Origin of the sequence: Prauserella sp. PE36, assembly GCF_003311655.1 — a bacterium.
GTDB classification, from domain to species: Bacteria; Actinomycetota; Actinomycetes; order Mycobacteriales; family Pseudonocardiaceae; genus Prauserella_A; species Prauserella_A endophytica.
Genome location: NZ_QEQT01000107.1, coordinates 1 through 24,421, shown reverse-complemented (window position 1 = coordinate 24,421; position 24,421 = coordinate 1). Strand labels below are relative to the sequence as shown.

Genomic DNA, 24,421 nt, shown 5'->3' with positions numbered 1-24,421 from the left:
AGCCCGCGAGTCTCCCGTTCAGGACGGCGAGTCTCCCGTTCAGGACGGCGAGTCTCCCGTTCAGGACGGCGAGTCTCCCGTTGAAGCCCATGAGTTTCCCGTTCGAGCGCGCGCCCCGCGCGCCCGAACGCGCCACTCGCGTGCGGGAGCGGGCCAGTCGCGTGCCGGAGCGGGGGACTCGCGTGCGGCAGCGGGCCACTCGCGTGCGGGAGCGGGCCACTCGCGTGCGGGAGCGGGGGACTCGCGGCAGCCGCCGTCAGTCCACTGCCGCCAAGGGGCCCGGGACGAAATCGGGGTCCACCTGGTCGGCCAGCTCCTGACCCGCCCACGACCGCGCGTTGCGCAGGTGGAACTCCACCGCCTGCGCGTGGTACCTCTCCCAATCGCGCTCGGTCGCATCCACTGTGGACAGCATGGTGCGCAGGGTTCCGAGGTTGTGCGGCTCCAGCTCGCCGATCGGCCTCGTCTGCCCGCGTTCGGCGGCGCGTACGTGCTTCGACGTGCCGACCCACCCGAGCAGATCGGCGCCCACCGCTTCACGCAGGAAGTCCACGTCCTCCTCGTCGGTCACCTTGTTGCCAACCACCGCGAGCCGAACGCCGAAGTCCCGCGCGTACTCGGTGTACTGCCGGTAGACGCCGACGCTGCGCACTGTCGGCTCGCACACGAGGAAGGTCACGTCGAAGCGCGTGAAGAGACCCGAGGCGAACGCGTCGGCGCCCGCGGTCATGTCCACCACCACGTACTCGCCCGGACCGTCGACGAGGTGGTTGAGCAGCAGCTCCGCCGCACCGGTCTTCGAGTGGTAGCAGGCAACGCCGAGGTCGTCCTCGGCGAACCGGCCGGTTACGGCCAGCCGCACGCCCGCGATGTCGCGGAAGCAGGCGTCGGTGATCGGGTTGTGCTCCCTCGGCGTCATCAGCCGCGACCCGCGGCCGGGCGGGGTCGTCTTGATCATCGCGTCCGCGCTCGCGATCCTGGGGTTGTCGCCGCGCAGGTACTCCTTGATCAGCGGCAGGTTGTCGCCGAGGGTCGGCAGCGCGTCCGCCTGCTCCTGGCTCGCGCCGAGCGCCACGGCGAGGTGCTGGTTGATGTCCGCGTCGATGGCCAGCACGGGGAGTCCGGCATCGGCGAGCGAGGAGGTGAACAGCGAGGCCAGCGTGGTCTTGCCACTGCCGCCCTTGCCGACGAAGGCGACCTTCACGAAGAGCTCCTGAAAGTGAGACCGGTTTTCATTAGTTTTGGTGGCAAGGTACACCCGGGCGGCTCGGACCCGATCAGGTCATGTCAACGGCGGAACGGCGTTAGGGTTCAAGGGTGGCTCTCGCGGTCCACACGCCGGGCGCCGGCGACTTCGCCTCGCTGCGCGCCGAGTTCGAGCTGCCGGAATCCTTCCCCGCCGACGTCCTGGCGGAGGCCGAGTCCGTCGCGGGCGATCCCGCGGGCGACGGGTCCAGGGAGGACGCGACCGACCTGCCGCTCGTCACCGTCGACCCTCCCGGCTCGAAGGACCTCGACCAGGCGGTGCTCATCGAACCGCTGGCCGGGGGCGGTTTCCGGGTACAGTACGCCATCGCCGACCTCGCCGCGTTCGTGCCGCCCGGCGGGCCGCTCGACCGGGAGGCCCGCAGGCGCGGCCAGACGCTGTACCTGCCCGACGGCAACGTCCCGCTGCATCCGCCCGAGCTGAGCGAGGGTGCCGCGAGCCTCCTGCCCGGCATGGTGCGGCCCTCGGTGCTGTGGACGATCGACACCGATGCCGAGGGCGAGCCCGTGTCGGTGCACGTCCGCCGCGCGCTCGTGCGCTCGACGGAGCGGTTCGACTACGAGACGGTTGCCGCAGGGCTCGCCGCGGGCACCGCGCACCCCTCGATGTCGGCGCTGCCCGCGCTCGGCAGGCGCCGTCGCGAGCTGGCCGTGCGCCGGGGCGCGGTCGAGCTGCAACTGCCCGAGCAGGAGATCGTCGCGGGGCCGGACGGCGGGTGGATCCTCACCCGCCGTCCGCGTCCTGACGTCGAGGCGTGGAACGCCGAGATCTCCCTGCTCACCGGCATGGTCGCGGCGTCGATCATGCTCGAGGCCGGGGTCGGGGTGCTGCGGACGCTGCCCGAGGCCGACGACGAGACGGTCAACTGGCTGCGCCGCTCCGCTCACGCGCTGGGCATCGACTGGCCGCGGGGAGCGACGGTCTCCGAGCTGCTGGCCGGGCTCGACCCCCGCAACCCCGCGTCGCTCGCGCTCTACGCGGGCACCACGCGGTTGCTTCGCGGCGCCGGGTACACGTCGTTCGACGGCGGCAGGCCCTCGGCCGCGGCCCACGCAGGCATCGGCGGCCCCTACGCCCATGTGACCGCACCGATCCGGCGGCTGGTCGACCGGTTCGCGACAGAGGTCTGCCTCGCGGTCACTCACGGCAGACCCGTGCCGGACTGGGTGCGCGAGGCGCTCGGCGAGCTGCCCGAGCTGATGAGCGCTTCGGACAACCGTGCGGCCAGGGTGGAACGCGCCTGCCTCGACCAGGTGGAGGCGTGGATCCTCGCCGAGCACGTCGGGCGGACGTTCGACGCGGTGGTGCTGCGGGCCGAGGAGACCAAGGCGGAGGTGTTCCTGGAGAACCCGCCCGTGCTGGGCAAGTGCGGCGGCACCGGCTTCCCCGACAGTGGCCGGATCACGGTGCGGCTGACCGCGGTGGACATCGAGAAGAGGAAGGTGTCCTTTGAGCGCGCGTGACACGTGGACGAAAGCGGAGGAGAAGCTGCGCGACGAGGTGCTCGCGGGGCACAGCGTCGTGGTGAACGTGCGGAAGTCCGGCCCGCACAAGCATCTCGTGCCGTGGCTGGTCGAGCACGACCTGATCGTCTACATCGGCCACTCCGGCAACCGGCACTCGTGGCCGCAGTCCGACTTCGCCAACCCGTTCGTCAAGGAGGCCAAGACCGACCGGGCGGCGATGGTCAGGCACTACCGTGAGTACCTGAAGGGCAGGCCGGAGCTGATCCAGCGGCTGCGTGACGGGGAGCTCTCCGGGCGCGCGCTGGGCTGCTGGTGCGCCCCCGAACCCTGTCACGCCGACGTGCTGCTGGAGTACTGCCGATGAAGGACGACCTCGGTGCCGACGTCCCCCTGCGCGGAAGTCCGGGCCACGTGGTGTCGCTCGTGCCCGCGCTGACGGAGGCGATCGAGGCCGCGGTGCCGGGTGCGCTCGCCGGGGCCACCGACTACTGCACGCACCCGGCGGAGCTGGCCGTGCCCCGAGTCGGCGGGTCGAAGTATCCGAAGGTCGACAAGGTACTGGACCTGCGGCCGGACCTGGTGCTCGCCAACTCCGAGGAGAACAGGCCCGAGGACGTCGAGCGGCTGCGCGCCGAGGGTGTGCCGGTGTGGGTCATGGCCGCGCCCGAGACCGTCCCTGCCGCGCTCGTGTCGCTGCGAGCGCTGCTCACGCAGGCGTTCGGCGTGGACGCTCCGGGCTGGCTGACCGAGGCCGAGGCGCTGTGGGGCGAGACCGCGCCGCTTTCCGCGCGCGCCGTGGTCCCGGTGTGGCGCAAGCCGTGGGTGGTGCTCGGCCGTGACACCTTCGGCGGCGACGTGCTGCACCGCCTCGGTGTCGCGACCGTGTACGGCGACCACACCGACCGCTACCCGCGCCCGAAGCTCGACGAACTGCGCGGCTGGTTCGACTCTGGCGAGGCCGACCTGCTCGTGCTGCCCGACGAGCCGTACGAGTTCACCGACGACGACGGGCCCGAGGCGTTCCCCGGCGTGCCGTACGTGCTCGTCTCGGGCCGCTACCTCACCTGGTACGGGCCGTCACTCGTCGACGCCCACCGCGAGCTCACAGCCGCACTCCGGTCAGCACGGTGATCCGCTCCTCGGTCAGGTCGGCCATCGCGGAGGCGGGGCCCTCCCTGCCGACGCCGGAGTCCTTCACCCCGCCGTAGGGCATCTGGTCGGCGCGGAAGCTCGGCACGTCGCCGATCACCACGCCGCCGACCTCCAGCCGCGCCGACGCCGCGAACGCGGTGGGCAGGTCGCGCGTGAACACCCCGGCCTGCAGTCCGAAGCGCGACGCGTTGACGTGCCGGAACGCCTCATCGACCGAGTCGACGGTGTTGATCGCGACGACGGGGCCGAACACCTCGTCGGCCATCACCTGCGTGTCCTCGGGCACGTCGGTGAGCACGGTCGGCGCCACGGTCGCGCCGTCGCGTTGCCCGCCGACTGGGCAGCGGGCGCCCGCCGCGACCGCACCGGAGACCCAGGACTCCACGCGCTCCGCCGCGGCCGTGTTGATGAGCGGACCCACGTCGGTGGCGGCCGAGCGCGGGTCGCCGGTGCCGAGCGCGCGCACCTTCTCGATCACGCGCTCGGTGAGTTCGGTCGCCACGTCACGGTGTGCGTAGACCCGCTGCACGGACACGCAGGACTGGCCGCCCTGGTACATCGCGAACGTGGCGATCCGCTCCGCCGCGTAGTCCAGTTCGGTCCAATCGGGACAGACGACGACAGCGGCGTTGCCGCCCAGCTCCAGCGTGACGTGCTTGCGGGGAGCCGCGTCGCGGATGCCCCAGCCGACCGGCACGCTGCCGGTGAACGACACCACCGGCAGCCGAGGATCGGTCACCAGCGCGGCGGACTGCTCGTTGCCGACGGGCAGGATCGACCAGGTGCCCTCGGGAAGGTCGGTTTCGGCGAGCACCTCGCCGAGACCGAGCGCGGTGAGTGGCGTCGCGGGCGCGGGCTTGAGCACGATCGGCGCGCCGACCGCGAGCGCGGGCGCCACCTTGTGTGCCACCAGGTTCAGCGGGAAGTTGAACGGCGTGATGCCGAGCACCGGACCCCTCGGCACCCTGCGCACGAGTGCGAGCCGCCCCGTCGCGCCGGGATCGGTGTCCAGCCGCTGCAGCTCGCCGGAGAAGCGGCGGGCTTCTTCGGCGGCCCAGCGGAACGTCGACGCCGCGCGGCCCGCCTCGGCCCGTGCCCACTTGAGGGGCTTGCCCGACTCCGCGGTGATGAGCGCCGCGAACTCCTCGGCCCGTTCCGCGAGCACGCGCGAGACGTGGTCCAGTGCACCGGCGCGCACGTGTGCGGGCAGTGTCGCGGCTTCGTGTCGCACCGCGTCCGCGGCGGCCACGGCCGACTCGATGTCCGATGTGGACGGTACGGCGTGGCGGCCGGCCTCCGCGCCGTCGTAGGGGCTGCGGATGGTGACGGTTTCGGCGCCACTCACCGGTTTGCCCGCGACCCAGAACGGTGTGGTCATCGGGCGGCCTCCTCGCGGACGGCCTGCTCCAGCACGGCGAGGCCCTCTTCGAGCAGCTCCTCCGGCAGCGTCAGCGGGGGCAGCAGTCGCACGACGTTGCCGTACGTGCCGCAGGTCAGGACCACCACGCCCTCGGCGTGGCAGGCCGCGACGACCCGCTTGGTCGCCTCCGGGTCGGGCTCGGTGGTGCCCGGCTTGCAGAACTCGGCCGCGAGCATCGCGCCGCGGCCCCGGACGTCGCCGATCACGCCGGTCTCGGCGGCCAGGGCGCGCAGGCGGGGCAGCGTGGCTTCGCCGATCTTCCGCGCCGCGGCGGCGAGGTCGCGGGTGCGCATCGTCTCGATGGCACCGAGCGCGGCCGCACACGCGACCGGGTTGCCGCCGTAGGTGCCGCCGAGCCCGCCGTGGTGGACGGCGTCGAGCAGCTCGGCGCGGCCGGTGACGGCGGCGAGCGGCATCCCGCCCGCGATGCCCTTCGCGGTGGCCACCAGGTCGGGCACCACGCCCTCGTTGTCGCACGCGAACCAGTCGCCGGTGCGGCAGAACCCGGTCTGCACCTCGTCGGCGACGAACACGACGCCGTTCGCGGTGCACCAGCGCGAGAGCGTGGGCAGGAATCCGGGTGCGGGCGCGATGAACCCGCCCTCGCCCTGGATCGGCTCGATCACCACCGCGGCCACCGAGTCGGCGCCGAGCTGCTTCTCGATCTGGTCGATGGCGGCAGCGGCGGCCTGCTCGCCGGTGAGCCCTGGTGCGTCGCGGAACGGGTAGGACCCGTGGACGCGGTACACCTCGGGCGCGAACGGGCCGAAGCCGTGCTTGTACGGCATCGACTTCGCCGTCAGCGCCATCGTCAGGTTGGTGCGCCCGTGGTAGGCGTGGTCGAACACCACGACGGACTGCCGCCCGGTCGCGGCCCGCGCGATCTTCACCGTGTTCTCGACGGCCTCGGCGCCCGTGCTGAACAGCGCCGAACGCTTCTCGTGCGCGCCGGGGGTCAGCTCGGCGAGCGCCTCGCACACCTCGATGTAGCCCTCGTAGGGCGTCGCCATGAAGCACGTGTGCGTGAAAGCCGACGCCTGCTCGCGGATCCGGTCCACCACGGCGGGCACGCCGTGGCCGACGTTGGTCACGGCGATGCCGGAGCCGAGGTCGATGAGGGTGTTGCCGTCGGCGTCGGTGAGCAGGCCGCCGTCGGCGGAGGTGACGTAGACCGGCAGCACCGAGCTGACCCCGTTCGCGACGGCGGCCGCGCGGCGCTCCTGCAGTGCCCGCGAGGCGGGGCCGGGGATCTCGGTACGCAAGCGGCGGTGTGTCGTGGCGGTCATGCCCCCAGGATGAGTCGGGGTTCGAGCGCCGTCAGCCTGCCGAATCGTCCAATTTCGCGCCTAGAATTGGCCACTATGGCACTCACCCCGCGCGCGCTCGTCGCCCGGCATTCGCTCGGCCTGCGGGTCCGTGCCGGGCGGGCCGGGCTCGACCGCGAGATCACGTGGGTGCACCCGACCGAGCTGGCCGATCCCTCGCCGTACCTCGACGGGGGCGAGCTGCTGCTCACCACGGGCCTCACCTTCGCGGCCGAGCAGGCGAGCGACTACGTCGGCAGGCTCGTCGGCGCGAACGTGACCGGCCTGGGCTTCGGGGTCGGGCTCAGTCACGCCGAGGTGCCCGGCGAACTCGTGGAGGCGGCGGAGCGAGTGGGGCTGCCGTTGCTGGAGGTGCCCGTGCCCACGCCGTTCATCGCGATCACCAAGGCGGTGTCGGCGGCGCTGGCTGCCGAGCAGTACGAGTCGGTCGTGCGCACCGGCCGGGGCCAGCAGGAGCTGACCAGGACCGCGCTGCGGCGCAGCGGCCCCGGCGCGCTCGTGCGCAGGCTCGCGCAGCTCGTCGACGGCTGGGTGCTGCTGCTCGACGGCACGGGCGGGGTGCGGGAGTCCGCTCCGGCGTCGGCCCGGTCGTTCGCGGAGCCGCTGCGGGCCGAGCTGGACCGCGTGCGCACCGGTTCGCGGCTGGCGACCGTGGCGGGCGAGGAGGTGGTGGTGCAGGCGCTGGGCACGCGAACACGTGGGTTCCTCGCGGTGGGCAGGCCCACGCGGCTCGACGCGGCCGGTCAGCACATCGTCACCACGGCGACCGCTCTCCTCTCGCTTGCGCAGGAACGTGACCGGGCGCGGGGAGCGATGTTCCGGGGCCTGCGTGCGGGGCTGCTGCGGTTGTTGCTCGACGGCAGGACGGAGCTGGCGCTCGACACCGCCCGCACCGTCTTCGGTGACGCGCCCGCCGGGCCGGGGCCGGTGGTGGTCTTGGTGGGCACGGCTCGGGCGAGGGCTGCGGCACTGGAGATCCTGGAGAGCGAGCACGAGCGCGCGTTCTTCGCCGAACACGGCGAGACCGTGGTGGTGCTTGGGGAGGAGCCGGAGATCCTGAACCTGCCGGAGCGGATCACCGGGCTGCACGCCGGGGTCTCGTTGTCCACAGTGGACTTCGAACTGGCTCGACGGCGGGCGGAGCAGGCCGCAGAGGCGGCGCGGTCGGCGGGCAGGCCGACGGTCCGCCACGCCGACCACGCCGCGGACGGAGTTCTCGCGCTCATCGACCCGGCCGCGGCCCGAGGGTTCGCGCGCGAGCTGCTGGCTCCGTTGCGCGAGCACGACGCGACCGGCCGGGGCGAGCTGCTGGAGTCGCTGCGCTGCTGGCTGGAGCACAACGGGCATTGGGACGCCGCGGCGGCCAGGCTCGGCGTGCACCGGCACACGCTGCGCAACCGCATCACGAAGGTCGCCGAGCTGACCGGCCGCGACCTCGGCTCGCCCGGCGTGCGCGCGGAGCTGTGGCTCGCCCTGCAGGTCTGATCAGGTGCCGGCGAAGGAGTCCAGCGCCCTGCGCAGAGCGGCGAGCATCCCGGGATCGGTGATCGCGTGACCCGCGCCCTCGAGCAGCACCAGCTCCGAGTCCGGCCACGCGCGGTGCAGCTCGTACGCCGTCGCCGGTGGGCATACCGCGTCGTAGCGGCCCTGCACCAGCACGCCGGGGATGCCGGCCAGCTTGCCCGCGTCGCGGATCAGCTGCCCGTCCTCCAGCCACGCGTCGTTGGCGAAGTAGTGCAGCGCGATGCGAGCGAACGGCACCGCGAACGAGGGCGCGCTGTAGCCCACCCGGTAGCCCTGCTGCGGCACGACCGAGACGATCGCGCCCTCCCACGCGCTCCAGGCCACCGCCGCCCGCTCGGCGACCGCGCGATCGGGGTCGTCGAGCAGCCGCCGGTACGCGTCGACGAGGTCGCCGCGCTGGTCCTCGGGCACCGGCGCGAGGTAGTCGGCCCACTCCTCGGGGAAGAGGTTCGCCGCGCCGCCGTTGTAGATCCAGTCCAGCTCGCTGCGCCTGGCGGTGAACACGCCACGCAGCACGAGTTCGCTGACGCGCTCGGGGTGCGTCTCGGCGTAGGCCAGCGCGAGCGTCGCGCCCCATGAGCCGCCGAACACCAGCCAGCGCTCGATGCCGAGGTGCTCGCGCAGCTTCTCCAGGTCCGCCACGAGGTGCCAGGTGGTGTTGGCGGAGAGGTCGGCCTCTGGATCGCTGACGTGCGGCGTGCTGCGCCCCGCGCCGCGCTGGTCGAACAGCACGATCCGGTACGCGGCCGGGTCGAAGTGGCGACGGCTCAACGGAGCGCTCCCGCTGCCGGGCCCGCCGTGGAGCACCACGGCGGGCTTACCGGCGGGATTGCCGCTGACCTCCCAGTACAGGGAGTGGCCGTCGCCGACGTCGAGCATTCCCGAGGTGTGCGGCGAGAGCGCCGGGTACAGCTCCTCCATGTGGCCCCACGCCTCCAGCCCTGAACGTCTCCGCGACGTTCATAGCACCCGGATCAGTGGAAGGCGTGCTCCGGGGCGGGGAACTCGCCGCGGCGGACCTCGTCGGCAAACGCTTGCGCGGCGGTGGAGAGCACCCCCGCCACGTCCGCGTACCGCTTGACGAATCGCGGCGCCTTGCCTCGGCGCAGGCCCGCCATGTCCTGCCACACCAGCACCTGCGCGTCACAGTCCGGGCCCGCCCCGATGCCGATGGTCGGGATCTTCAGCTCGTGGGTCACGCGCTTGGCGGCTTCGGCGGGCACCATCTCCATCACGACGGAGAACGCACCCGCCTCCTGCAGCGCCAGCGCGTCGGCGAGGAGGTCGTCGGCCGCGGAGCCGCGGCCCTGCACCCGGTAGCCGCCGAGGTTGTGCTCGCTCTGCGGCGTGAACCCGATGTGCCCCATCACGGGGATGCCTGCCGAGGTCAGTGCCTCGACGTGCGCCGCGAACCGGCGCCCGCCCTCGAGCTTGACGGCGTGCGCGCGGCCCTCCTTCATGAACCGCACGGACGTCTCGAGCGCCTGCTGCGGCGAGAGCTGGTAGGAGCCGAACGGCAGGTCGGCCACCACGAGCGCCCGCTTGACCGAGCGCGTCACCGCGCGGACCAGAGGGAGCAGCTCGTCGACCGTCACCGGCAGCGAGGTGTCGTAGCCGAACACGTTGTTGGCGGCCGAGTCGCCGACCAGCAGCACCGGAATGCCCGCCTCGTCGAACAGCTCGGCCGTGTACATGTCGTAGGCGGTGAGCATGGGCCACGGCTCGCCGCGTTCCTTCAGCTCACGGAGGTGGTGAATGCGGACCTTCTTGCGCGGCGGAGTGGCCTGCGCCGAGGGGCCGGAACCGTAAGGTGCGGAGACTTCGCCCGCGTTGTCAGGCATGGACATCGTCGTCGACCGTCCTTCCCTCGAGGCCTCGTGCGAGGTCCCCGGGTCGTGGATCGCTGATGACACGAGCGTGGCACCGCGAAGGGTCCCGTCCAAGTCCCTGCGACCAGCTTCACACGCCGGAGCGGGGAGTCCGGGCGAACCTGTTGGGTTCCCGACTGATCGCCCAGCGTGATAAGTACTTCGCCATGCTGCCGACCCTGAACCGCATCCACACTCTCGCGGCGGTCCGCGTGGCCGGAGTGGGGCTGGTCGGCATCGGCACCACCGCTCAAGTGGGCTGGATGGCCGAGTTCTTCCTCGACACAGGGCTTTCCCCGCTGCACGCCGCGCCCAACGACCTCAGCGCGCGGGGACAGCCGTACGGGGAGCTGTTCCGCACCCTGGAGCTCACGGCGGGAATCGCGTTCCTGCTGGCCTGCCCGCCGCTCGCGCGGCTGGCGCCCGTGCAGTGGCGGGCACGGACGACGATCGTGGCGGTCGGGGTCTTCGGTGCGCTGCTGATCCTGCGAGCCGCGTTCCCCCTCGACTGTGCCTCGTCGATCGAGTCGATGTGCCGGCAGTCCGCGCACTCGGTGTCCCACAACCTCAACTTCGTGATCTCCGTGCTGTTGAGCGTGGTCTACGTGCTCGGCCCGGTGACATTGCTGCTCTGGTGGGAGGGGCGCTGGCGGATCGTGCCCTCGATCATCGTGGCGGTGGAGTCGGCGGCGTGGGTGGCGCTCGTAGCGCTGAGCGTGGCGGCATCCGGCCAGTTCGTGGGCCTGGTGATGCGGATGCAGCTGCTCGGCGGCGCCGCGGTGCTCGTGTGCGGCGGGACGTACCTGCTCACCACGGGTCGGCACGTGCGGACGCGATGGGAGGATTCGCGCGGGTGAGCGCCGTGCGGACGGGGAGGAGGTGGCATGCCCGGGTTGGTCGGTCCGGTCGCCGATGAGCGGGAGGCGCTCCTCGGGTACCTCGCGCAGCAGCGCTACGTCCTGTGCCTGGCGGCGTACGGCCTCACCGACGAGCAGGCGAGGGCGACACCGACCGTCAGCGCGCTCAGCATCGGCGGGTTGATCAAGCACGTGGCGGCGACGGAGCGGGGCTGGCTGGGCACTGTGCTCGGCCACGTCCCCGACGGCGGAGCCGACTTCGGGATGGCCCCTGGGGAGACGCTCGCCGACGTGATCACCGAGTACGAGCTCGTGGCCACGGAGACCGAGGAGATCGTCGCCGGGATCGACGACCTCGGCAGGCCCGTGCCCGTGCCCAAGGACGTGCCGTGGTTCCCCGACGACGTGGGGGCGTGGTCGGTGCGCTGGGTGCTGTTGCGGGTGATCGAGGAGACGGCGCGCCACGCGGGGCACGCCGACATCCTGCGCGAGTCGATCGACGGGGCCACCGCGTTCCCCCTCATGGCGGCGGCCGAGGGCTGGCCGGAGACGCCGTTCCTGAAGCCGTGGCGCTACAGGTCGAACAACGTGGGCTCCTCGACGTGAACGCCCTCGATGGCGAGGATCTCCAGCTTCGTCCTCGTGCCGCCGTGCGCGGAGAAGCCGCCCTTCTTGCCGCCGGCCGCCAGGATGCGGTGGCACGGCACGATGGGCGCGAACGGGTTGCTGCCGAGTGCCTGGCCCACCGCGCGGGCGGAACCGGGATCGCCGAGCTGTGCCGCGATCTCGCCGTAGGTCATGGTCCGCCCCACCGGGATCGCGAGCGCGACCTCGTAGACGCGCGCGTGGAAGGGCGGCACGCGGCCGAAGTCCAGGGGCACGTGGGCGAGCTCGGGTGAGTCCTCGCCACGCAGGAGGGCCCTGACGGCGTCGACGGCGCGCCGGACGTGTTCGGGCGGTTCCTGCTCGACGGCATCCGGGAAGCGTCGCGCGATGCGGGCGCGCGTCCGTTCCTCACCGCCCTCTGGCAGCTGGCTGCCGATTACGGCGTGCTCGTCCCACGCGATGCCGCAGTGCCCGATCGGCGTCTCGTACACCGCGAACCCCTGTGTCGCCACGATCCGCACGCTACGCCCCCGGTCCGACAGAATCGCCCCGCCCTGAGGGAGCAAGGGAGCAAGGGAGCTTTGCTCCCGTTTTTCGGAAGCGGGGGACCCTTTGCTCCGGCCAGACGGGAGCGAGGGAGCTTTGCTCCCGTCTAGGCCTCAGTGTGTCTCGCGCCAGGCGTTCGTCATGGGCAACCGGCGGTCCCGCCCGAACGCCTTGAAGGTGATCTTCGTGCCCGGTGGATACTGCCTGCGCTTGTACTCGGCCTTGTCCACCATGCGCACGACCCGGTCGACCACCTCGGCGTCGAAGCCGGCCGCGAGCAGGTCCTTGAAGCCGCGGTCGCCCTCCACGTAGTCGTCGAGAATGTCGTCGAGCAGCGGGTAGTCGGGCAGCGAGTCCGTGTCGAGCTGACCGGGGCGCAGCTCCGCCGACGGCGGCTTGCTGATCGAGTTCTCCGGGATCGGCGGGGTCTCGCCCCGTTTCTCTGCCTCGGCGTTGCGCCACCGGGCGAGCGCCCAGACGTGGGTCTTGAACACGTCCTTGATCGGCGCGAAGCCACCGACGGCGTCGCCGTAGATCGTCGAGTAGCCCACGGCCAGCTCGGTCTTGTTCCCGGTGGCCAGCACCAGGTGACCCTCCAGGTTGGACAGCGCCATGAGCAGCATGCCCCGGGTGCGGGCCTGGATGTTCTCCTCGGCGAGACCGGTCCCCGCGAGCGAGAGCTGGTCCACGTACACCTTCACCATGTCCGCCACCGGTTCGGTCCGGAAGTGGCAGCCGAGCCTGCGCGCCAGCTCCGCGGCGTCCGAACGGGAGTGCTCCGACGAGTACTCCGACGGCATCGACACCCCGTGCACGGCGTCCGGCCCGAGCGCGTCGACGGCCAGCGCGGCGGTGACGGCCGAGTCGATGCCGCCCGAGAAGCCGAAGATCACCGAGCGGAAGCCGTTCTTGCGGACGTAGTCCCGCAGGCCGGTCACTAGTGCCGACCACACCTCGGCGTCCTCCGACAGCGGCTCGCTGATCGTCGGCTCCGGCAGCGGCTCGTAGGCGGGCAGCGGCTCGGCGTTCAGTATCCGGCGGCTGACGCGCAGCCCGGCGAACTCGCCCTCGGCGGAGTGGCCGCCCGCGGGGAGGTCCAGATCCAGCACCTGCAGGTGCTCCACGAACTGCGGCGCGCGGGCGAGCAGTTGCCCGTCCGCGCCGACGACGATCGAGTCACCGTCGAAGACGAGGTCGTCCTGACCACCGACCTGGTTGGTGTAGACGACGGGGGCCCCAGCCTCGCGGGCGCGCCCGGCGACCAGCGGCAGGCGCACGTCGTCCTTCGACTTCTCGTACGGCGAGGCGTTCGGCGACACGATCAGGTCCACGCCTGCCTCGCCGAGCGCGGACACCGGCCCGCCGTCCTGCCAGAGGTCCTCGCAGATCACCATCCCGATGTCGAGCCCGTGCAGCCGGACCACGTCGAGCGTGTGGCCGGGCTTGAAGTTGCGACGCTCGTCGAAGACGCCGTAGTTGGGCAGATGGTGCTTGAACTGGCTCGCCACGATCTCGCCGCCGAGCAGCGCGGCGGCCGCGTTGCGCGGGCCCTCCTCGTCCTGGTCGAGGTAGCCGACGTAGGTCAGCATCTCGCCGCAGCCGGCGTCGGCCAGCGATCGGGCGACGGTCTCGACCTGGGCCCGGGACGCCTGTGCGAACGCCTTGCGCAGCGCGAGGTCCTCGACCGGGTAACCGGTGAGGGACATCTCGGGGAAGACGGTGACGTGCGCGCCGGCCTCCGCGGCCTTGCGCGCCCAGTCGACGATCAGTTCGGAGTTGCCGGTCAGGTCGCCGACGGTCGGGTTCACCTGGGCCAGTGCGATGCGCAGTTGCGGCATGCCCCCATTCTCGCGCACGGCCGCGCCGATGCTCATGTGTCGGCGCGCACCCGGGTGTCCCACCCGCCTCAGGAACCCCACGAAAATGGGAGCAAGGGAGCTTTACTCCCGCGAAACGAGAGCAAAGCTCCCTTGCTCCCCGATGAGCCTCCGCTCAGCCGCGCTTTTTCCGCAGTAGCCCGCGCACCTTCTTCAACGCCTGCTCGGCGTCGGAGTCGAACGGGTTGTCCTGCACCAGGTAGGTCCACGTCGAGGTCGGCCTGCGCACGCCCGCCGCCGCGAGGTCGATGCCGTCCTCGGTGATCTCGGCCTCCACCAGCGTCTTCGCCGACCGCTTCTCAGCCTCGCCACGGATCTTGTGGAACTCCGGGATCGCCGCGCGGTGGAACTCGTCCAGGGGCGTCTCCCGCGCCATCGCCCGCAGGTGGATCGTCTCGCGCACGTCGGTCAGGAACGCCAGGTGGTCCGCCCACAGCTGGTCGAGGTGGTACAGCAGCACCTCACGGCACACCCGCGTGAGCGCGTCCTCGTCCAGCGTCTCCGCCAGCTCCTTGAACCGGTCCGGCTCCGCCGCCTCCAGCAGCTCCCGAGCCGCCTCGGTGCTCAGGACCTCGTCCCGCCACTTCAGCAGCTCGGCCCGCTGATGCTCGATCAGCCGGGTGTAGCGCCACGTGTTGCGGTGGATCTCCAGGTCCACGCCCTCGGCCACCCGCTGCGCGTGGTTGATCTGCCGGTGCGCGGCCGGGTCCGTGATCTCCCCGGTCTCGTCGTCGGCCTCGATGCCCTCCGGTACGTCCGGAGCGTTCGCCAGCACCAGCTCGTCGTTGAGGCTCGCGAAGAACACCGAGCTGCCAGGGTCTCCCTGGCGGCCCGCGCGCCCGCGCAGCTGATCGTCGAGCCTGCTGCTCGGGTACCGCGCCGTGCCGATGACGTGCAGCCCACCCAGCTCGGCCACCCGCTCCCGGTCCGCCCCGTCGGCGCCGCCGAGGCGGATGTCGGTGCCCCGGCCCGCCATCTGAGTCGACACCGTGATCCGGTCGTAGGTACCCGCCTCCGCGATGATCGCCGCTTCCTCGGCGTCGTTGCGGGCGTTCAGCACCACGCACGGCAGGCCCGCCTTCGCGAGCTTCTCCGCCAGCTCCTCCGACTCGGCAACGTCCTGGGTCCCGACGAGGATCGGCCGTCCGCTCTCGTGCACGGTGCGGATCTCCTCGACGATCGCCCGCAGCTTCTTGCCGGGCGACGCGTAGATCCGGTCAGGCGAGTCCTCGCGGATGTTCGGCGTGTTCGGCGGGATCACCGCCACCTCGAGCTTGTAGAACTCGCGCAGCTGCTCGGCCACCGCCACCGCCGTGCCCGTCATGCCCGCCACCTGCGGATACCCGGCCAGCAGCGCCTGCACGGTGATCGAGTCGAGGATCTCGCCGTGGTCCGATGGCGCCAGCTGCTCCTTCGCCTCCACGGCCGCCTGCAGCCCGTCCGGCCACCGCTGCAGCTCGGCGACCCGGCCCCGCGAGGCGTTGATGAGCTGCACCTTGCCGTCGCGCACCAGGTAGTCGACGTCGCGCGTGAGCAGCGCGTGCGCGTGCAGCGCGACGTTCACCGACGCGAGCCGGTCGGAGCCCTCCTCGTCGTACAGGTCCACCCCGCCGAGCGACTTCTCCACCACCGACGCGCCCGCCGACGTGAGCCATACGTTGCGGCCGTCCGCGTCGGTCTCGTAGTGCAGGCCCGGACGCAGCCGTCGGACGATGTTGGCGACCTCCTCGTCGGCGACCCCCGCGTCCACCGACCCGGCCATCACGAGCGGCACGCGGGCCTCGTCCACCAGCACCGAGTCGGCCTCGTCGACGATCGCCACGTCCGGCGACGCCTGCGCGCGGTCTTCCTCCCGCGTGATCAGCCGGTCGCGCAGCACGTCGAACCCGATCTCGCTCACCGCGCCGTAGCAGACCTCGGCCGAGTACGCCTCGCGCCGCTCCTCCGCGGTGAGCGACGGCTCCACCCAGCCGACCCGCACGCCCAGCCGCTCGTACACCGGGCGCATCCACTCCGCGTCGCGGCGGGCGAGGTAGTCGTTCACCGAGATGACGTGCACGCGCTTGCCCTGCAGCGCGTACCCTGCCGCCGCCAGCGCGCCGGCGAGTGTCTTGCCCTCGCCTGTCGCCATCTGCACCACGTGGCCGGACAGCAGGCCCATCGTGCCGAGCAGCTGCACGTCGAACGCGCGCTCGCCGAGCCCGCGGCGGGCCGCCTCCCGGCCGAGCGCACACAGGGCGATCAGCTGCTCGTTGCCGAAGGGGTCCACCTTCCGCAGCGCGGCGGCGGCGTCGGTGAGCTGCTCGTCGGAGAGGCCCTCCAGCTCGGATTCCCGCTTCTCGATCGCGGGGAGCAGCGCCTCGTAGCGCGTGAGCTCCACGCTCCCCGGGCGCTGGATGATCCTGCGCAGCCGTTTGCCCACCCGGCTCATCAACGCCACCCGTGGTCTCCCATCTCGAGTCTCTGCCACGCCCAACGCAATGCTGGTGCCGTCGAGTTCCTGTGCCAATGGCACGATCGACATGTGCCCGCGCAGAAACGCTACCTGTCCCTGGCTGCCTGTCTACTCGCCTTGAGCGGGTTGGTGGCCTGCTCGTCGGCCTCGGACTCGGAGCCGAGGTCGGAGCCGACCGGCCCGACCGGCCCAGTGCCCGCCGGCCTCGACCGGTTCTACGGCCAGGCGCTGGACTGGGGCGACTGTGCGCCCTACGCGACATCGGACAGCGCCCGCTCCACGTTTCAGGGCGACGGCCTCGAATGCGCGCGGCTGACCGTGCCGCTCGACTACTCCGATCCCGAGGGCACCACGATCACCCTCGGCGTGCTGCGCCAGCGGGCCAGCGGCGACGACAAGATCGGATCCCTCGTGCTCAACCCCGGCGGTCCGGGTGCGTCCGGGATGACCGCCGCGGCCTCGCTCGCCCCCGGTGTCGCGAACCAGGAGCTGGGCGAGCGCTTCGACATCGTCGGCTTCGACCCGCGCGGGATCGGCGCGAGCGAGCCCGCCGTGCAGTGCCTCACCGGCGACGAGCGCGACGCGGATCGCGGCGACGACTCCGAGCTCGACGGCACCCCGCAGGGCGTCGCCGAGACGGAGCGGCAGGAGCGGGAGTTCGCGCAGCGGTGTGCCCAGCGCACCGAACACGGCAAGGACATGCTGGCCCACCTCGGCACGCGCGACGTCGTGAAGGACCTCGACGTGCTGCGCTCGGTGCTCGGCGACGAGAAGCTCAGCTACCTCGGCTACTCCTACGGCACGCGCATCGGCTACACCTACGCCGAGGCGTTCCCCAAGAACGTGCGCGCGCTCGTGCTCGACGGTGCGCTCGACCCGGAGCAGGACCTCGTGGAGTCGCTGGTCGCGCAGGGCGAGGGCTTCGGCAAGGCGTTCGGCGAGTTTGCCGGCTGGTGTGCGCAGCAGCAGGATTGTGCGCTGGGCAGCGACCCCGCCGGCGCGACCAAGGCCTACCAGGACCTCACCCGCCCGCTCATCGACAACCCCGTCCAGGTCGGCGACGGGCGTGGCCTCTCCTACGAGGACGCCACCACCGGCACCATCCAGGCGCTCTACACCGAGCAGCTGTGGGAGCACCTCAACAGCGCGCTCGGCGAGCTGAGGCAGGGCCGGGGCAGCGCGCTCATGGGGCTCGCCGACATGTACAACGAGCGGAGCGCGAACGGCGAGTACTCGACCACGCAGGACGCGTTCGTCGCCGTCCGCTGTGTCGACGACCCGAGGGTCACGGACAAGAACAAGATCCGCGAGGCGCAGGAGCGCTACGCCAAGGTCGCGCCGTTCCTCGACCCGGGAACGCCCCCGTCGTCGGCCCGTGACGCGTGCACCTTCTGGCCTGTGCCCAACACCTCGGAGCCCCACCTGCCGAACGTCGAGGGCGTGCCGCCCGCCCTCGTCATCTCCACGACCAACGACCCGGCGACCCCGTACCAGGCCGGAGTCAACCTGGCGAAGGCGATGAAGGGAGCTTTGCTCACGTACGAGGGCAACCAGCACACGGTGTTCCTGCAGGGCGTCTCCTGCGTCGACGACATCGGCGTCGAGTACCTCGTCGAGGGCACACTCCCCGAAGAAGGGGCCCGCTGCTAGTCCTGCATGCTCTCGACGGGCCGGTTGTGGTCGGAGAGCGCGAGTTCGAGCATCACCGAGCCCTCGTTCTTCTGCCGCGGCGGCACCTGGATCCAGAGCCGGAGAAGGTTGCGGTTCTGCTGCTCGCTGACCCAGAACTTCACGTCGACGTCGGCCTGGATGCCCGGCACGAGCTGCGAGACGACCTTTCGCGACAGCTCGCCGTTGACCCGGTACGCGGTCACGTCGTCGAGCTCCTCGCGGGTCTCGGTCTGCAGCGCGGTCGCGTGGGTGAGCAGCTGGTAGAGGCCGTGCTCCGGGTCGAGGATCCGGGCGGGCACGAACTGCTCGGGCACGGCCTGCTCGAACTGGTCGCCGTCGCGGTCGGTCAGCCGTAGCCGGTCGCCGGAGAGCAAGAAGTCGTACTGCGCCCGGTCGGTGTGCCGCTGCACGTCGGCGTCACCGCGCGCGTAGCCGTACCGCCCGTCCGAGCGCCGTGCCACGCCGTCGACGGCGCGGATGGAAAGCCCGGGGATCGCACTACTCACGCGGAAGTCGAACCGCACGCTCTCGAGGTCGCGCAGGGCATCGGCCGAGGCGTCGACCAGCGTGGCTCCGTCGGGCAGGGGGCCGCTGGTGCCCGGCGCCGACGTGCAGCCGGTGAGCAACCCGAGCGCGAGGACGACGAGCAGGATCCGTCGGGACACCATGCGACCTACGTTAGCGGTGCGTTTCGACCCTTTCGCTCACGCCTCCCGCTCGCTGGGAGAACGTTTTCCGGTACGCCAGCGGGGACACCCCGATCGCCGCGTTGAGGTGCTGGCGCAGCGACGCCGCGCTGCCGAGACCCGACTCGGCGGCGACCCGGTCGACGGGCAGGTCCGTCGTCTCGAGCAGATGCCGCGCGTGGAGCACTCGCTGCCGCGTCAGCCAGGTGTGCGGCGGCAGGCCGGTCTCCTCCCGGAAGCGCCTGCTGAACGTCCGCAGGCTCATGTTGGCGTGGGCCGCGAGCGTGGCCAGATCGAGCGGCTCGCCGAGCCGTTCCAGCGCCCACGCCCTCGTCGGCGCCGTGCTGCCGACCCCGGCCTCGACCAGCGGCCGGTCGATGAACTGCGACTGCCCGCCGTCCCGCCACGGCGGCACCACGCAGTAGCGGGCGGCGGAGTTGGCGACCTCGCTGCCGTGATCGGCGCGGATGACGTGCAGGCAAAGGTCGGCGCCCGCGGCCAGCCCGGCCGAGCTCAGCACGTCGCCGTCGTCGACGAACAGCACGTTCTCGTCGAGACGGACCTTCGGGTAGAGGGCGCGGAAGTTCTGGGCGAAGGCCCAGTGCGTGGTGGCGGGCCTGCCATCGAGCAGGCCGGCCGCACCGAGCACGAAGGCACCCGTGCAGATCGACATGATCCGCGCGTGCGCGGGCACGCGATCCAGCGCGGCCGCGATGTCGTCGGGCAGCGTGCCGTGGCGGCGGGGTCCTTCGACGTGCGTGCCGGGGATGATCACGGTGTCGGCGTCGTCGAGCGCCTCCGGCCCGTGTTCGAGCACGGCGCTGTAGCCGGCGCTGACGCGCACCGGTTGGTCGTCGACCCCGCAGATCCGCACGTCGTAGAGCGGTCGGCCGTTCCGCCGGGCGGCCTTGAAGATCGCGGGCGGAATCTGCATGTCGTAGCCGACGGCTTTGGAGATCGCGAGTACGACGACCCTGTGCATGGCAAGATTCTTGCACATATTGGCATTCTTGCCGCTCGTGTGGATCATCGTTGTTCTTCAGGCTGTTGCCCGTGACCGAAGTTCGCGCCGTACCGCTGCGTTCCCGCCGTGTCCACTGGGCCTGGCTCGTCGCCGTGGCCGCGTTCGTCGCCCTCGTCGGCGCTGCCGGCTTCCGGGCGGCCCCGAGCGTGCTGATCGACCCGCTGCATCACGAGTTCGGCTGGTCACGGGGCACGATCTCGGCGGCCGTGTCGATCAACCTCCTGCTCTACGGCTTCATCTCCCCGTTCGCCGCCGCGCTGATGGAGCGGCTGGGCATGCGGCGCGTCGTCGCCGGTGCGCTGCTGCTCGTGGCGGCGGGCAGCGGGCTCACGGTCTTCATGACGGCGAGCTGGCAGCTGCTGCTGTGCTGGGGTGTGCTGGTCGGCACTGGTACCGGTGCGATGGCGCTGGCGTTCGTCGCGACCGTCACGAGCAGGTGGTTCGTGCGGCACCGGGGACTCGTGAGCGGGGTGCTCACGGCGGCGGGCGCCGCCGGACAGCTCGTCTTCCTGCCGTTGATCGCGGCGCTGGCGACCGAGCACGGCTGGCGACCCGCGTCGTTGACGGTGGCCGGTGCCGCGCTCGCCGTCGTGCCGGTGGTGCTGCTCCTGCTGCGTGACCGGCCCAGTGACGTCGGCACGACCCCGTACGGGGGAGAGGCGGAGGAGGAGCCGCCCCCGGCGCCGAAGGGCAGCGCGGTCCGTGCGCTCACCGTGCTGCGCGACGCCGCCCGCACGCCGACGTTCTGGCTGCTCGCTGGCGGATTCGCGATCTGTGGTGCCTCGACGAACGGTCTCATCGGCACCCACTTCGTGCCCGCGGCACACGACCACGGGATGCCCCACACCACCGCGGCCGGACTGCTGGCGCTGGTGGGCCTCTTCGACATCGCGGGCACGATCGCGTCGGGCTGGCTGACCGACCGCGTCGACCCGCGCTGGCTGCTCGGCGCCTACTACACCCTCAGAGGCGCCTCGCTGATCGTGCTGCCGCAGCTCTTCGCGCCCACCACCGAACCGCCGATGTGGGCGTTCATCGTCTTCTACGGCCTGGACTGGGTGGCCACGGTCCCGCCGACGGTCGCGCTGTGCCGGGAACGTTTCGGAATGGCGGGCCCGATCGTGTTCGGCTGGGTGTTCGCCTCGCACCAGGTGGGAGCGGCCTTCGCGGCGTTCGGTGCCGGGGTGACCCGCGACCACCTCGGCTCCTACGACCTCGCGTGGTACGTCGCGGGTGGGCTCTGCGCGTTCGCGGCCCTGATGTCGCTGCGGATTCGCCCGAACGAGCGCGCAACCCCGAAACATTGAGTTAACAAGCCGCGTTTAGGGTCGCGGCATGGATCGCCAGCAGGAGTTCGTGCTGCGCACGCTGGAGGAACGCGACATCCGGTTCGTGCGGCTCTGGTTCACCGACGTGCTCGGTTTTCTGAAGTCGGTCGCCGTGGCGCCCGCCGAGCTGGAGGGGGCCTTCAGCGAGGGGATCGGGTTCGACGGCTCGGCCATCGAGGGCTTCGCGCGCGTCTACGAGTCGGACATGGTCGCCAAGCCCGACCCGTCGACGTTCCAGGTGCTGCCCTGGGAGACGCCGGAGGGCGGGCACTACTCGGCGCGGATGTTCTGCGACATCGCGATGCCCGACGGCTCGCCGTCGTGGGCCGATCCCCGGCACGTGCTGCGCAGGCAGCTCTCGAAGGCGGGGGAGGCCGGCTTCACCTGCTACGTGCACCCGGAGATCGAGTTCTTCCTGCTCGCCAGCCTCCCCGAGGACGGCAGCGAGCCGGAGCCCGCGGACAACGGCGGCTACTTCGACCAGGCCAGCCACGCCACGGCGACCCACTTCCGCAGGCACGCCATCGAGGCGCTCGAGGCGATGGGCATCTCGGTGGAGTTCAGCCATCACGAGGGCGCTCCCGGCCAGCAGGAGATCGACCTGCGCTACGCCGACGCGCTGACGATGGCCGACAACGTCATGACGTTCCGGTACGTCGTCAAGGAGGTCGCCCTCACGCAGGGCGTGCGCGCGACGTTCATGCCGAAGCCCTTCACCGGCCAGCCCGGCTCGGGTATGCACACGCACGTCTCGCTGTTCGAAGGTGATCAGAACGCCTTCTACAGCCCGGAGGATCCGTACGAGCTGTCGGACACGGGCAAGGCGTTCGTCGCGGGGCTCCTGCACCACGCGAGGGAGATCTCGGCGGTCACCAACCAGTGGGTCAACTCCTACAAGCGCCTGATCAGGGGCGGAGAAGCCCCGACGACGGTGTCGTGGGGAAGGGCGAACCGCTCGGCGCTGGTGAGGGTGCCGATGTACTCGCCCGGCAAGGCGTCGTCGCGCCGGGTGGAGATCCGCACGCTGGACTCGGCGTGCAACCCCTACCTCGCGTACTCGGTGATCCTCGCCGCCGGACTGAAGGGCGTTGAGAAGGGCTACGAGCTACCGCCCGCCGCCGAGGACAACATCTGGACGCTGTCGGACTCCGAGCGCAAGGCCGCCGGCTACGCCGAGCTGCCCCAGAACCTGGGTGAGGCGCTCACGGAGATGGAGCAGTCGGAGCTGCTGCCGGATGCCCTCGGCGAGCACGTCTACGACTTCTTCCTCCGGAACAAGCGCGTCGAGTGGGACAACTACCGGAGCGCGGTCACTCCCTACGAACTCCGCACGCTGCTGCCCGTGCTGTGAGAAACAGGCCCTGACCTGCGAATACTCACGTTAGGTACCCCCCTCGTTCCGGCCTGTTCCAGGGCGTGTAATCTTCTCTTCGTCGCCAGGAGCGGCCGGGACGAGCGGGTTGACACCGCGAAACGTACCGGGTAGCGTTACTGGTCGGCCCTGAAGCGGGTACAACTTCCGAGCTAAGTCTTCCGACATAAGTCTTGAAGTTGCACGACGCTTCGGGTCAAAAAGCTGGAAATACAACATCGTGTTGTTTGAGAACTCAACAGTGTGTTTGTGAGCTTGTAGTCTTTGATAGTTTTGCCCCTTTTTTGTGGGTTTCTTTGAGGCTATTGTTGTTTGATAGCCAGGTTTCTTTGACAGCATTGTTGGAGAGTTTGATCCTGGCTCAGGACGAACGCTGGCGGCGTGCTTAACACATGCAAGTCGAACGCTGAAGCTCAGCTTGCTGGGTGGATGAGTGGCGAACGGGTGAGTAACACGTGGGTAATCTGCCCTGTACTCTGGGATAAGCCTGGGAAACTGGGTCTAATACCGGATAGGACCATTGCAGGCATCTGTGGTGGTGGAAAGCTTCGGCGGTACAGGTTGAGCCCGCGGCCTATCAGCTTGTTGGTGGGGTGATGGCCTACCAAGGCGGTGACGGGTAGCCGGCCTGAGAGGGCGACCGGCCACACTGGGACTGAGACACGGCCCAGACTCCTACGGGAGGCAGCAGTGGGGAATATTGCACAATGGGCGGAAGCCTGATGCAGCGACGCCGCGTGAGGGATGACGGCCTTCGGGTTGTAAACCTCTTTCGCCAGGGACGAAGGGTGACTGACGGTACCTGGAGAAGAAGCACCGGCTAACTACGTGCCAGCAGCCGCGGTAATACGTAGGGTGCGAGCGTTGTCCGGAATTATTGGGCGTAAAGAGCTCGTAGGCGGTGTGTCACGTCGGCCGTGAAAACTCCAGGCTTAACTTGGGGCTTGCGGTCGATACGGGCATCACTTGAGTTCGGTAGGGGAGACTGGAATTCCTGGTGTAGCGGTGGAATGCGCAGATATCAGGAGGAACACCGGTGGCGAAGGCGGGTCTCTGGGCCGATACTGACGCTGAGGAGCGAAAGCGTGGGGAGCGAACAGGATTAGATACCCTGGTAGTCCACGCTGTAAACGTTGGGCGCTAGGTGTGGGGTGCTGTCCACGTATCCCGTGCCGTAGCTAACGCATTAAGCGCCCCGCCTGGGGAGTACGGCCGCAAGGCTAAAACTCAAAGGAATTGACGGGGGCCCGCACAAGCGGCGGAGCATGTGGATTAATTCGATGCAACGCGAAGAACCTTACCTGGGCTTGACATGCACAGGATTCCGGCAGAGATGTCGGTTCCCTTGTGGCCTGTGTACAGGTGGTGCATGGCTGTCGTCAGCTCGTGTCGTGAGATGTTGGGTTAAGTCCCGCAACGAGCGCAACCCTTGTCCTATGTTGCCAGCGGGTTATGCCGGGGACTCGTGGGAGACTGCCGGGGTCAACTCGGAGGAAGGTGGGGATGACGTCAAGTCATCATGCCCCTTATGTCCAGGGCTTCACACATGCTACAATGGCTGGTACAGAGGGCTGCGATACCGTGAGGTGGAGCGAATCCCTTAAAGCCGGTCTCAGTTCGGATCGTAGTCTGCAACTCGACTGCGTGAAGTCGGAGTCGCTAGTAATCGCAGATCAGCATTGCTGCGGTGAATACGTTCCCGGGCCTTGTACACACCGCCCGTCACGTCACGAAAGTCGGTAACACCCGAAGCCCATGGCCCAACCGGGTTCGCCCGGGGGGAGTGGTCGAAGGTGGGACTGGCGATTGGGACGAAGTCGTAACAAGGTAGCCGTACCGGAAGGTGCGGCTGGATCACCTCCTTTCTAAGGAGCATTTTCACTTCCCGCGCTGGTTTTGGCTGGTGTGGGGGTGGCCACTGGATCCGGCGAGTGTTCGGATGGTGGTTGCTCGAGGATTTGTGGACCAAAGACTATT

Annotated in this window: 19 protein-coding genes and 1 rRNA gene; 10 read left to right on the top strand and 10 right to left on the bottom strand. The window is 70.4% G+C overall.

Features of this window, described 5'->3' with window-relative positions:
• Positions 1 to 256: 256 nt before the first annotated feature.
• Positions 257 to 1,204, bottom strand: a complete 948-nt coding sequence (locus DI005_RS34395; RefSeq protein ID WP_113644858.1) for an AAA family ATPase — start codon at positions 1,202 to 1,204, stop codon at positions 257 to 259.
• 113 nt (positions 1,205 to 1,317) lie between these two features.
• Here DI005_RS34395 and DI005_RS34390 point away from each other — a divergent pair, with 113 nt between their 5' ends.
• The 3 genes from DI005_RS34390 to DI005_RS34380 are packed head-to-tail and all read left to right on the top strand — an operon-like array spanning position 1,318 to position 3,864.
• A complete protein-coding gene (locus DI005_RS34390) occupies positions 1,318 to 2,730 on the top strand; it encodes an RNB domain-containing ribonuclease (RefSeq protein ID WP_113644857.1) in 1,413 nt (470 codons plus the stop codon).
• A complete protein-coding gene (locus DI005_RS34385) occupies positions 2,717 to 3,097 on the top strand; it encodes a DUF4326 domain-containing protein (RefSeq protein WP_112276136.1) in 381 nt (126 codons plus the stop codon). The genes DI005_RS34390 and DI005_RS34385 overlap by 14 nt, the downstream gene beginning before the upstream one ends.
• The gene (locus DI005_RS34380) at positions 3,094 to 3,864 is read left to right on the top strand and encodes a helical backbone metal receptor (protein ID WP_113644856.1); all 771 of its coding nucleotides are present in this window, start codon (positions 3,094 to 3,096) and stop codon (positions 3,862 to 3,864) included. Before DI005_RS34385 ends, DI005_RS34380 begins: the two co-directional genes overlap by 4 nt.
• Here the strand turns inward: DI005_RS34380 and DI005_RS34375 are convergent.
• Complete coding sequence (locus DI005_RS34375) at positions 3,836 to 5,263, bottom strand: aldehyde dehydrogenase family protein (protein ID WP_113644855.1); 1,428 nt, start codon at positions 5,261 to 5,263, stop codon at positions 3,836 to 3,838. The two genes, DI005_RS34380 and DI005_RS34375, sit on opposite strands and share 29 nt — an antisense overlap.
• A complete protein-coding gene (gene gabT / locus DI005_RS34370; RefSeq protein ID WP_112276142.1) occupies positions 5,260 to 6,591 on the bottom strand; it encodes a 4-aminobutyrate--2-oxoglutarate transaminase in 1,332 nt (443 codons plus the stop codon). Before gabT ends, DI005_RS34375 begins: the two co-directional genes overlap by 4 nt.
• Before the next feature lie 75 nt (positions 6,592 to 6,666).
• Here gabT and DI005_RS34365 point away from each other — a divergent pair, with 75 nt between their 5' ends.
• The gene (locus DI005_RS34365; protein WP_113644854.1) at positions 6,667 to 8,115 is read left to right on the top strand and encodes a PucR family transcriptional regulator; all 1,449 of its coding nucleotides are present in this window, start codon (positions 6,667 to 6,669) and stop codon (positions 8,113 to 8,115) included.
• Here the strand turns inward: DI005_RS34365 and pip are convergent, their stop codons facing one another.
• Positions 8,116 to 9,075 (bottom strand): prolyl aminopeptidase, encoded by a 960-nt coding sequence (gene pip, locus DI005_RS34360; RefSeq protein ID WP_112276146.1) that lies wholly within the window; start codon positions 9,073 to 9,075, stop codon positions 8,116 to 8,118. It lies immediately after the preceding gene.
• Between the two features lie 53 nt (positions 9,076 to 9,128).
• Entirely contained in the window at positions 9,129 to 10,001 is an 873-nt protein-coding gene (gene panB / locus DI005_RS34355; RefSeq protein WP_113644853.1) for a 3-methyl-2-oxobutanoate hydroxymethyltransferase, read from the bottom strand.
• 188 nt (positions 10,002 to 10,189) lie between these two features.
• Between panB and DI005_RS34350 the strand changes: the two genes are divergently transcribed.
• A complete protein-coding gene (locus DI005_RS34350) occupies positions 10,190 to 10,879 on the top strand; it encodes a DUF998 domain-containing protein (RefSeq protein ID WP_112276150.1) in 690 nt (229 codons plus the stop codon).
• 27 nt (positions 10,880 to 10,906) lie between these two features.
• Positions 10,907 to 11,485, top strand: coding sequence for a DinB family protein (locus tag DI005_RS34345; protein ID WP_113644852.1), 579 nt, complete (start codon positions 10,907 to 10,909; stop codon positions 11,483 to 11,485).
• Here DI005_RS34345 and DI005_RS34340 read toward each other — a convergent pair.
• The 3 genes from DI005_RS34340 to secA2 all read right to left on the bottom strand — a co-directional run bounded on the left by DI005_RS34340 (position 11,452) and on the right by secA2 (position 16,348).
• On the bottom strand, positions 11,452 to 11,997 hold the full coding sequence (locus DI005_RS34340) for a methylated-DNA--[protein]-cysteine S-methyltransferase (protein ID WP_199543474.1): 546 nt from the start codon (positions 11,995 to 11,997) through the stop codon (positions 11,452 to 11,454). The genes DI005_RS34345 and DI005_RS34340 overlap by 34 nt on opposite strands.
• Positions 11,998 to 12,144: 147 nt before the next feature.
• Positions 12,145 to 13,869, bottom strand: a complete 1,725-nt coding sequence (locus tag DI005_RS34335; protein ID WP_112276222.1) for an NAD+ synthase — start codon at positions 13,867 to 13,869, stop codon at positions 12,145 to 12,147.
• Positions 13,870 to 14,023: 154 nt separating this feature from the next.
• Entirely contained in the window at positions 14,024 to 16,348 is a 2,325-nt protein-coding gene (gene secA2, locus DI005_RS34330) for an accessory Sec system translocase SecA2 (RefSeq protein WP_113644851.1), read from the bottom strand.
• A gap of 84 nt (positions 16,349 to 16,432) precedes the next feature.
• On the opposite strand from secA2, the gene DI005_RS34325 reads away from it, so the two are divergent.
• The gene (locus DI005_RS34325; RefSeq protein WP_369973651.1) at positions 16,433 to 18,013 is read left to right on the top strand and encodes an alpha/beta hydrolase; all 1,581 of its coding nucleotides are present in this window, start codon (positions 16,433 to 16,435) and stop codon (positions 18,011 to 18,013) included.
• On the opposite strand, the gene DI005_RS34320 is transcribed toward DI005_RS34325, so the two are convergent.
• Together DI005_RS34320 and DI005_RS34315 are read right to left on the bottom strand one after the other, a co-directional pair.
• A complete protein-coding gene (locus tag DI005_RS34320) occupies positions 18,010 to 18,702 on the bottom strand; it encodes an LppX_LprAFG lipoprotein (protein ID WP_112276156.1) in 693 nt (230 codons plus the stop codon). The genes DI005_RS34325 and DI005_RS34320 overlap by 4 nt on opposite strands.
• 10 nt (positions 18,703 to 18,712) lie before the next feature.
• A complete protein-coding gene (locus tag DI005_RS34315) occupies positions 18,713 to 19,702 on the bottom strand; it encodes a GlxA family transcriptional regulator (RefSeq protein WP_113644850.1) in 990 nt (329 codons plus the stop codon).
• 71 nt (positions 19,703 to 19,773) lie between these two features.
• On the opposite strand from DI005_RS34315, the gene DI005_RS34310 reads away from it, so the two are divergent.
• The 3 genes from DI005_RS34310 (at position 19,774) to DI005_RS34300 (ending at position 24,309) form a co-directional block, all read left to right on the top strand.
• Positions 19,774 to 21,051 (top strand): MFS transporter, encoded by a 1,278-nt coding sequence (locus DI005_RS34310; RefSeq protein WP_228714170.1) that lies wholly within the window; start codon positions 19,774 to 19,776, stop codon positions 21,049 to 21,051.
• Between the two features lie 28 nt (positions 21,052 to 21,079).
• On the top strand, positions 21,080 to 22,423 hold the full coding sequence (glnA, locus tag DI005_RS34305; RefSeq protein WP_112276160.1) for a type I glutamate--ammonia ligase: 1,344 nt from the start codon (positions 21,080 to 21,082) through the stop codon (positions 22,421 to 22,423).
• A 359-nt stretch (positions 22,424 to 22,782) separates the two neighbouring features.
• A 16S ribosomal RNA gene (locus DI005_RS34300) occupies positions 22,783 to 24,309 on the top strand.
• The last annotated feature ends 112 nt before the right edge of the window (positions 24,310 to 24,421 follow it).

Excerpts from the sequence above, each read along its gene's own strand:
- DI005_RS34380 (WP_113644856.1), top strand. The coding sequence starts at position 3,094 with ATGAAGGACGACCTCGGTGCCGACGTCCCCCTGCGCGGAAGTCCGGGC.
- DI005_RS34375 (WP_113644855.1), bottom strand. The coding sequence starts at position 5,263 with ATGACCACACCGTTCTGGGTCGCGGGCAAACCGGTGAGTGGCGCCGAA.
- gabT (WP_112276142.1), bottom strand. The coding sequence starts at position 6,591 with ATGACCGCCACGACACACCGCCGCTTGCGTACCGAGATCCCCGGCCCC.
- DI005_RS34365 (WP_113644854.1), top strand. The coding sequence starts at position 6,667 with ATGGCACTCACCCCGCGCGCGCTCGTCGCCCGGCATTCGCTCGGCCTG.
- pip (WP_112276146.1), bottom strand. The coding sequence starts at position 9,075 with ATGGAGGAGCTGTACCCGGCGCTCTCGCCGCACACCTCGGGAATGCTC.
- panB (WP_113644853.1), bottom strand. The coding sequence starts at position 10,001 with ATGTCCATGCCTGACAACGCGGGCGAAGTCTCCGCACCTTACGGTTCC.
- DI005_RS34350 (WP_112276150.1), top strand. The coding sequence starts at position 10,190 with ATGCTGCCGACCCTGAACCGCATCCACACTCTCGCGGCGGTCCGCGTG.
- DI005_RS34345 (WP_113644852.1), top strand. The coding sequence starts at position 10,907 with ATGCCCGGGTTGGTCGGTCCGGTCGCCGATGAGCGGGAGGCGCTCCTC.
- DI005_RS34335 (WP_112276222.1), bottom strand. The coding sequence starts at position 13,869 with ATGCCGCAACTGCGCATCGCACTGGCCCAGGTGAACCCGACCGTCGGC.
- DI005_RS34320 (WP_112276156.1), bottom strand. The coding sequence starts at position 18,702 with ATGGTGTCCCGACGGATCCTGCTCGTCGTCCTCGCGCTCGGGTTGCTC.
- DI005_RS34315 (WP_113644850.1), bottom strand. The coding sequence starts at position 19,702 with ATGCACAGGGTCGTCGTACTCGCGATCTCCAAAGCCGTCGGCTACGAC.
- glnA (WP_112276160.1), top strand. The coding sequence starts at position 21,080 with ATGGATCGCCAGCAGGAGTTCGTGCTGCGCACGCTGGAGGAACGCGAC.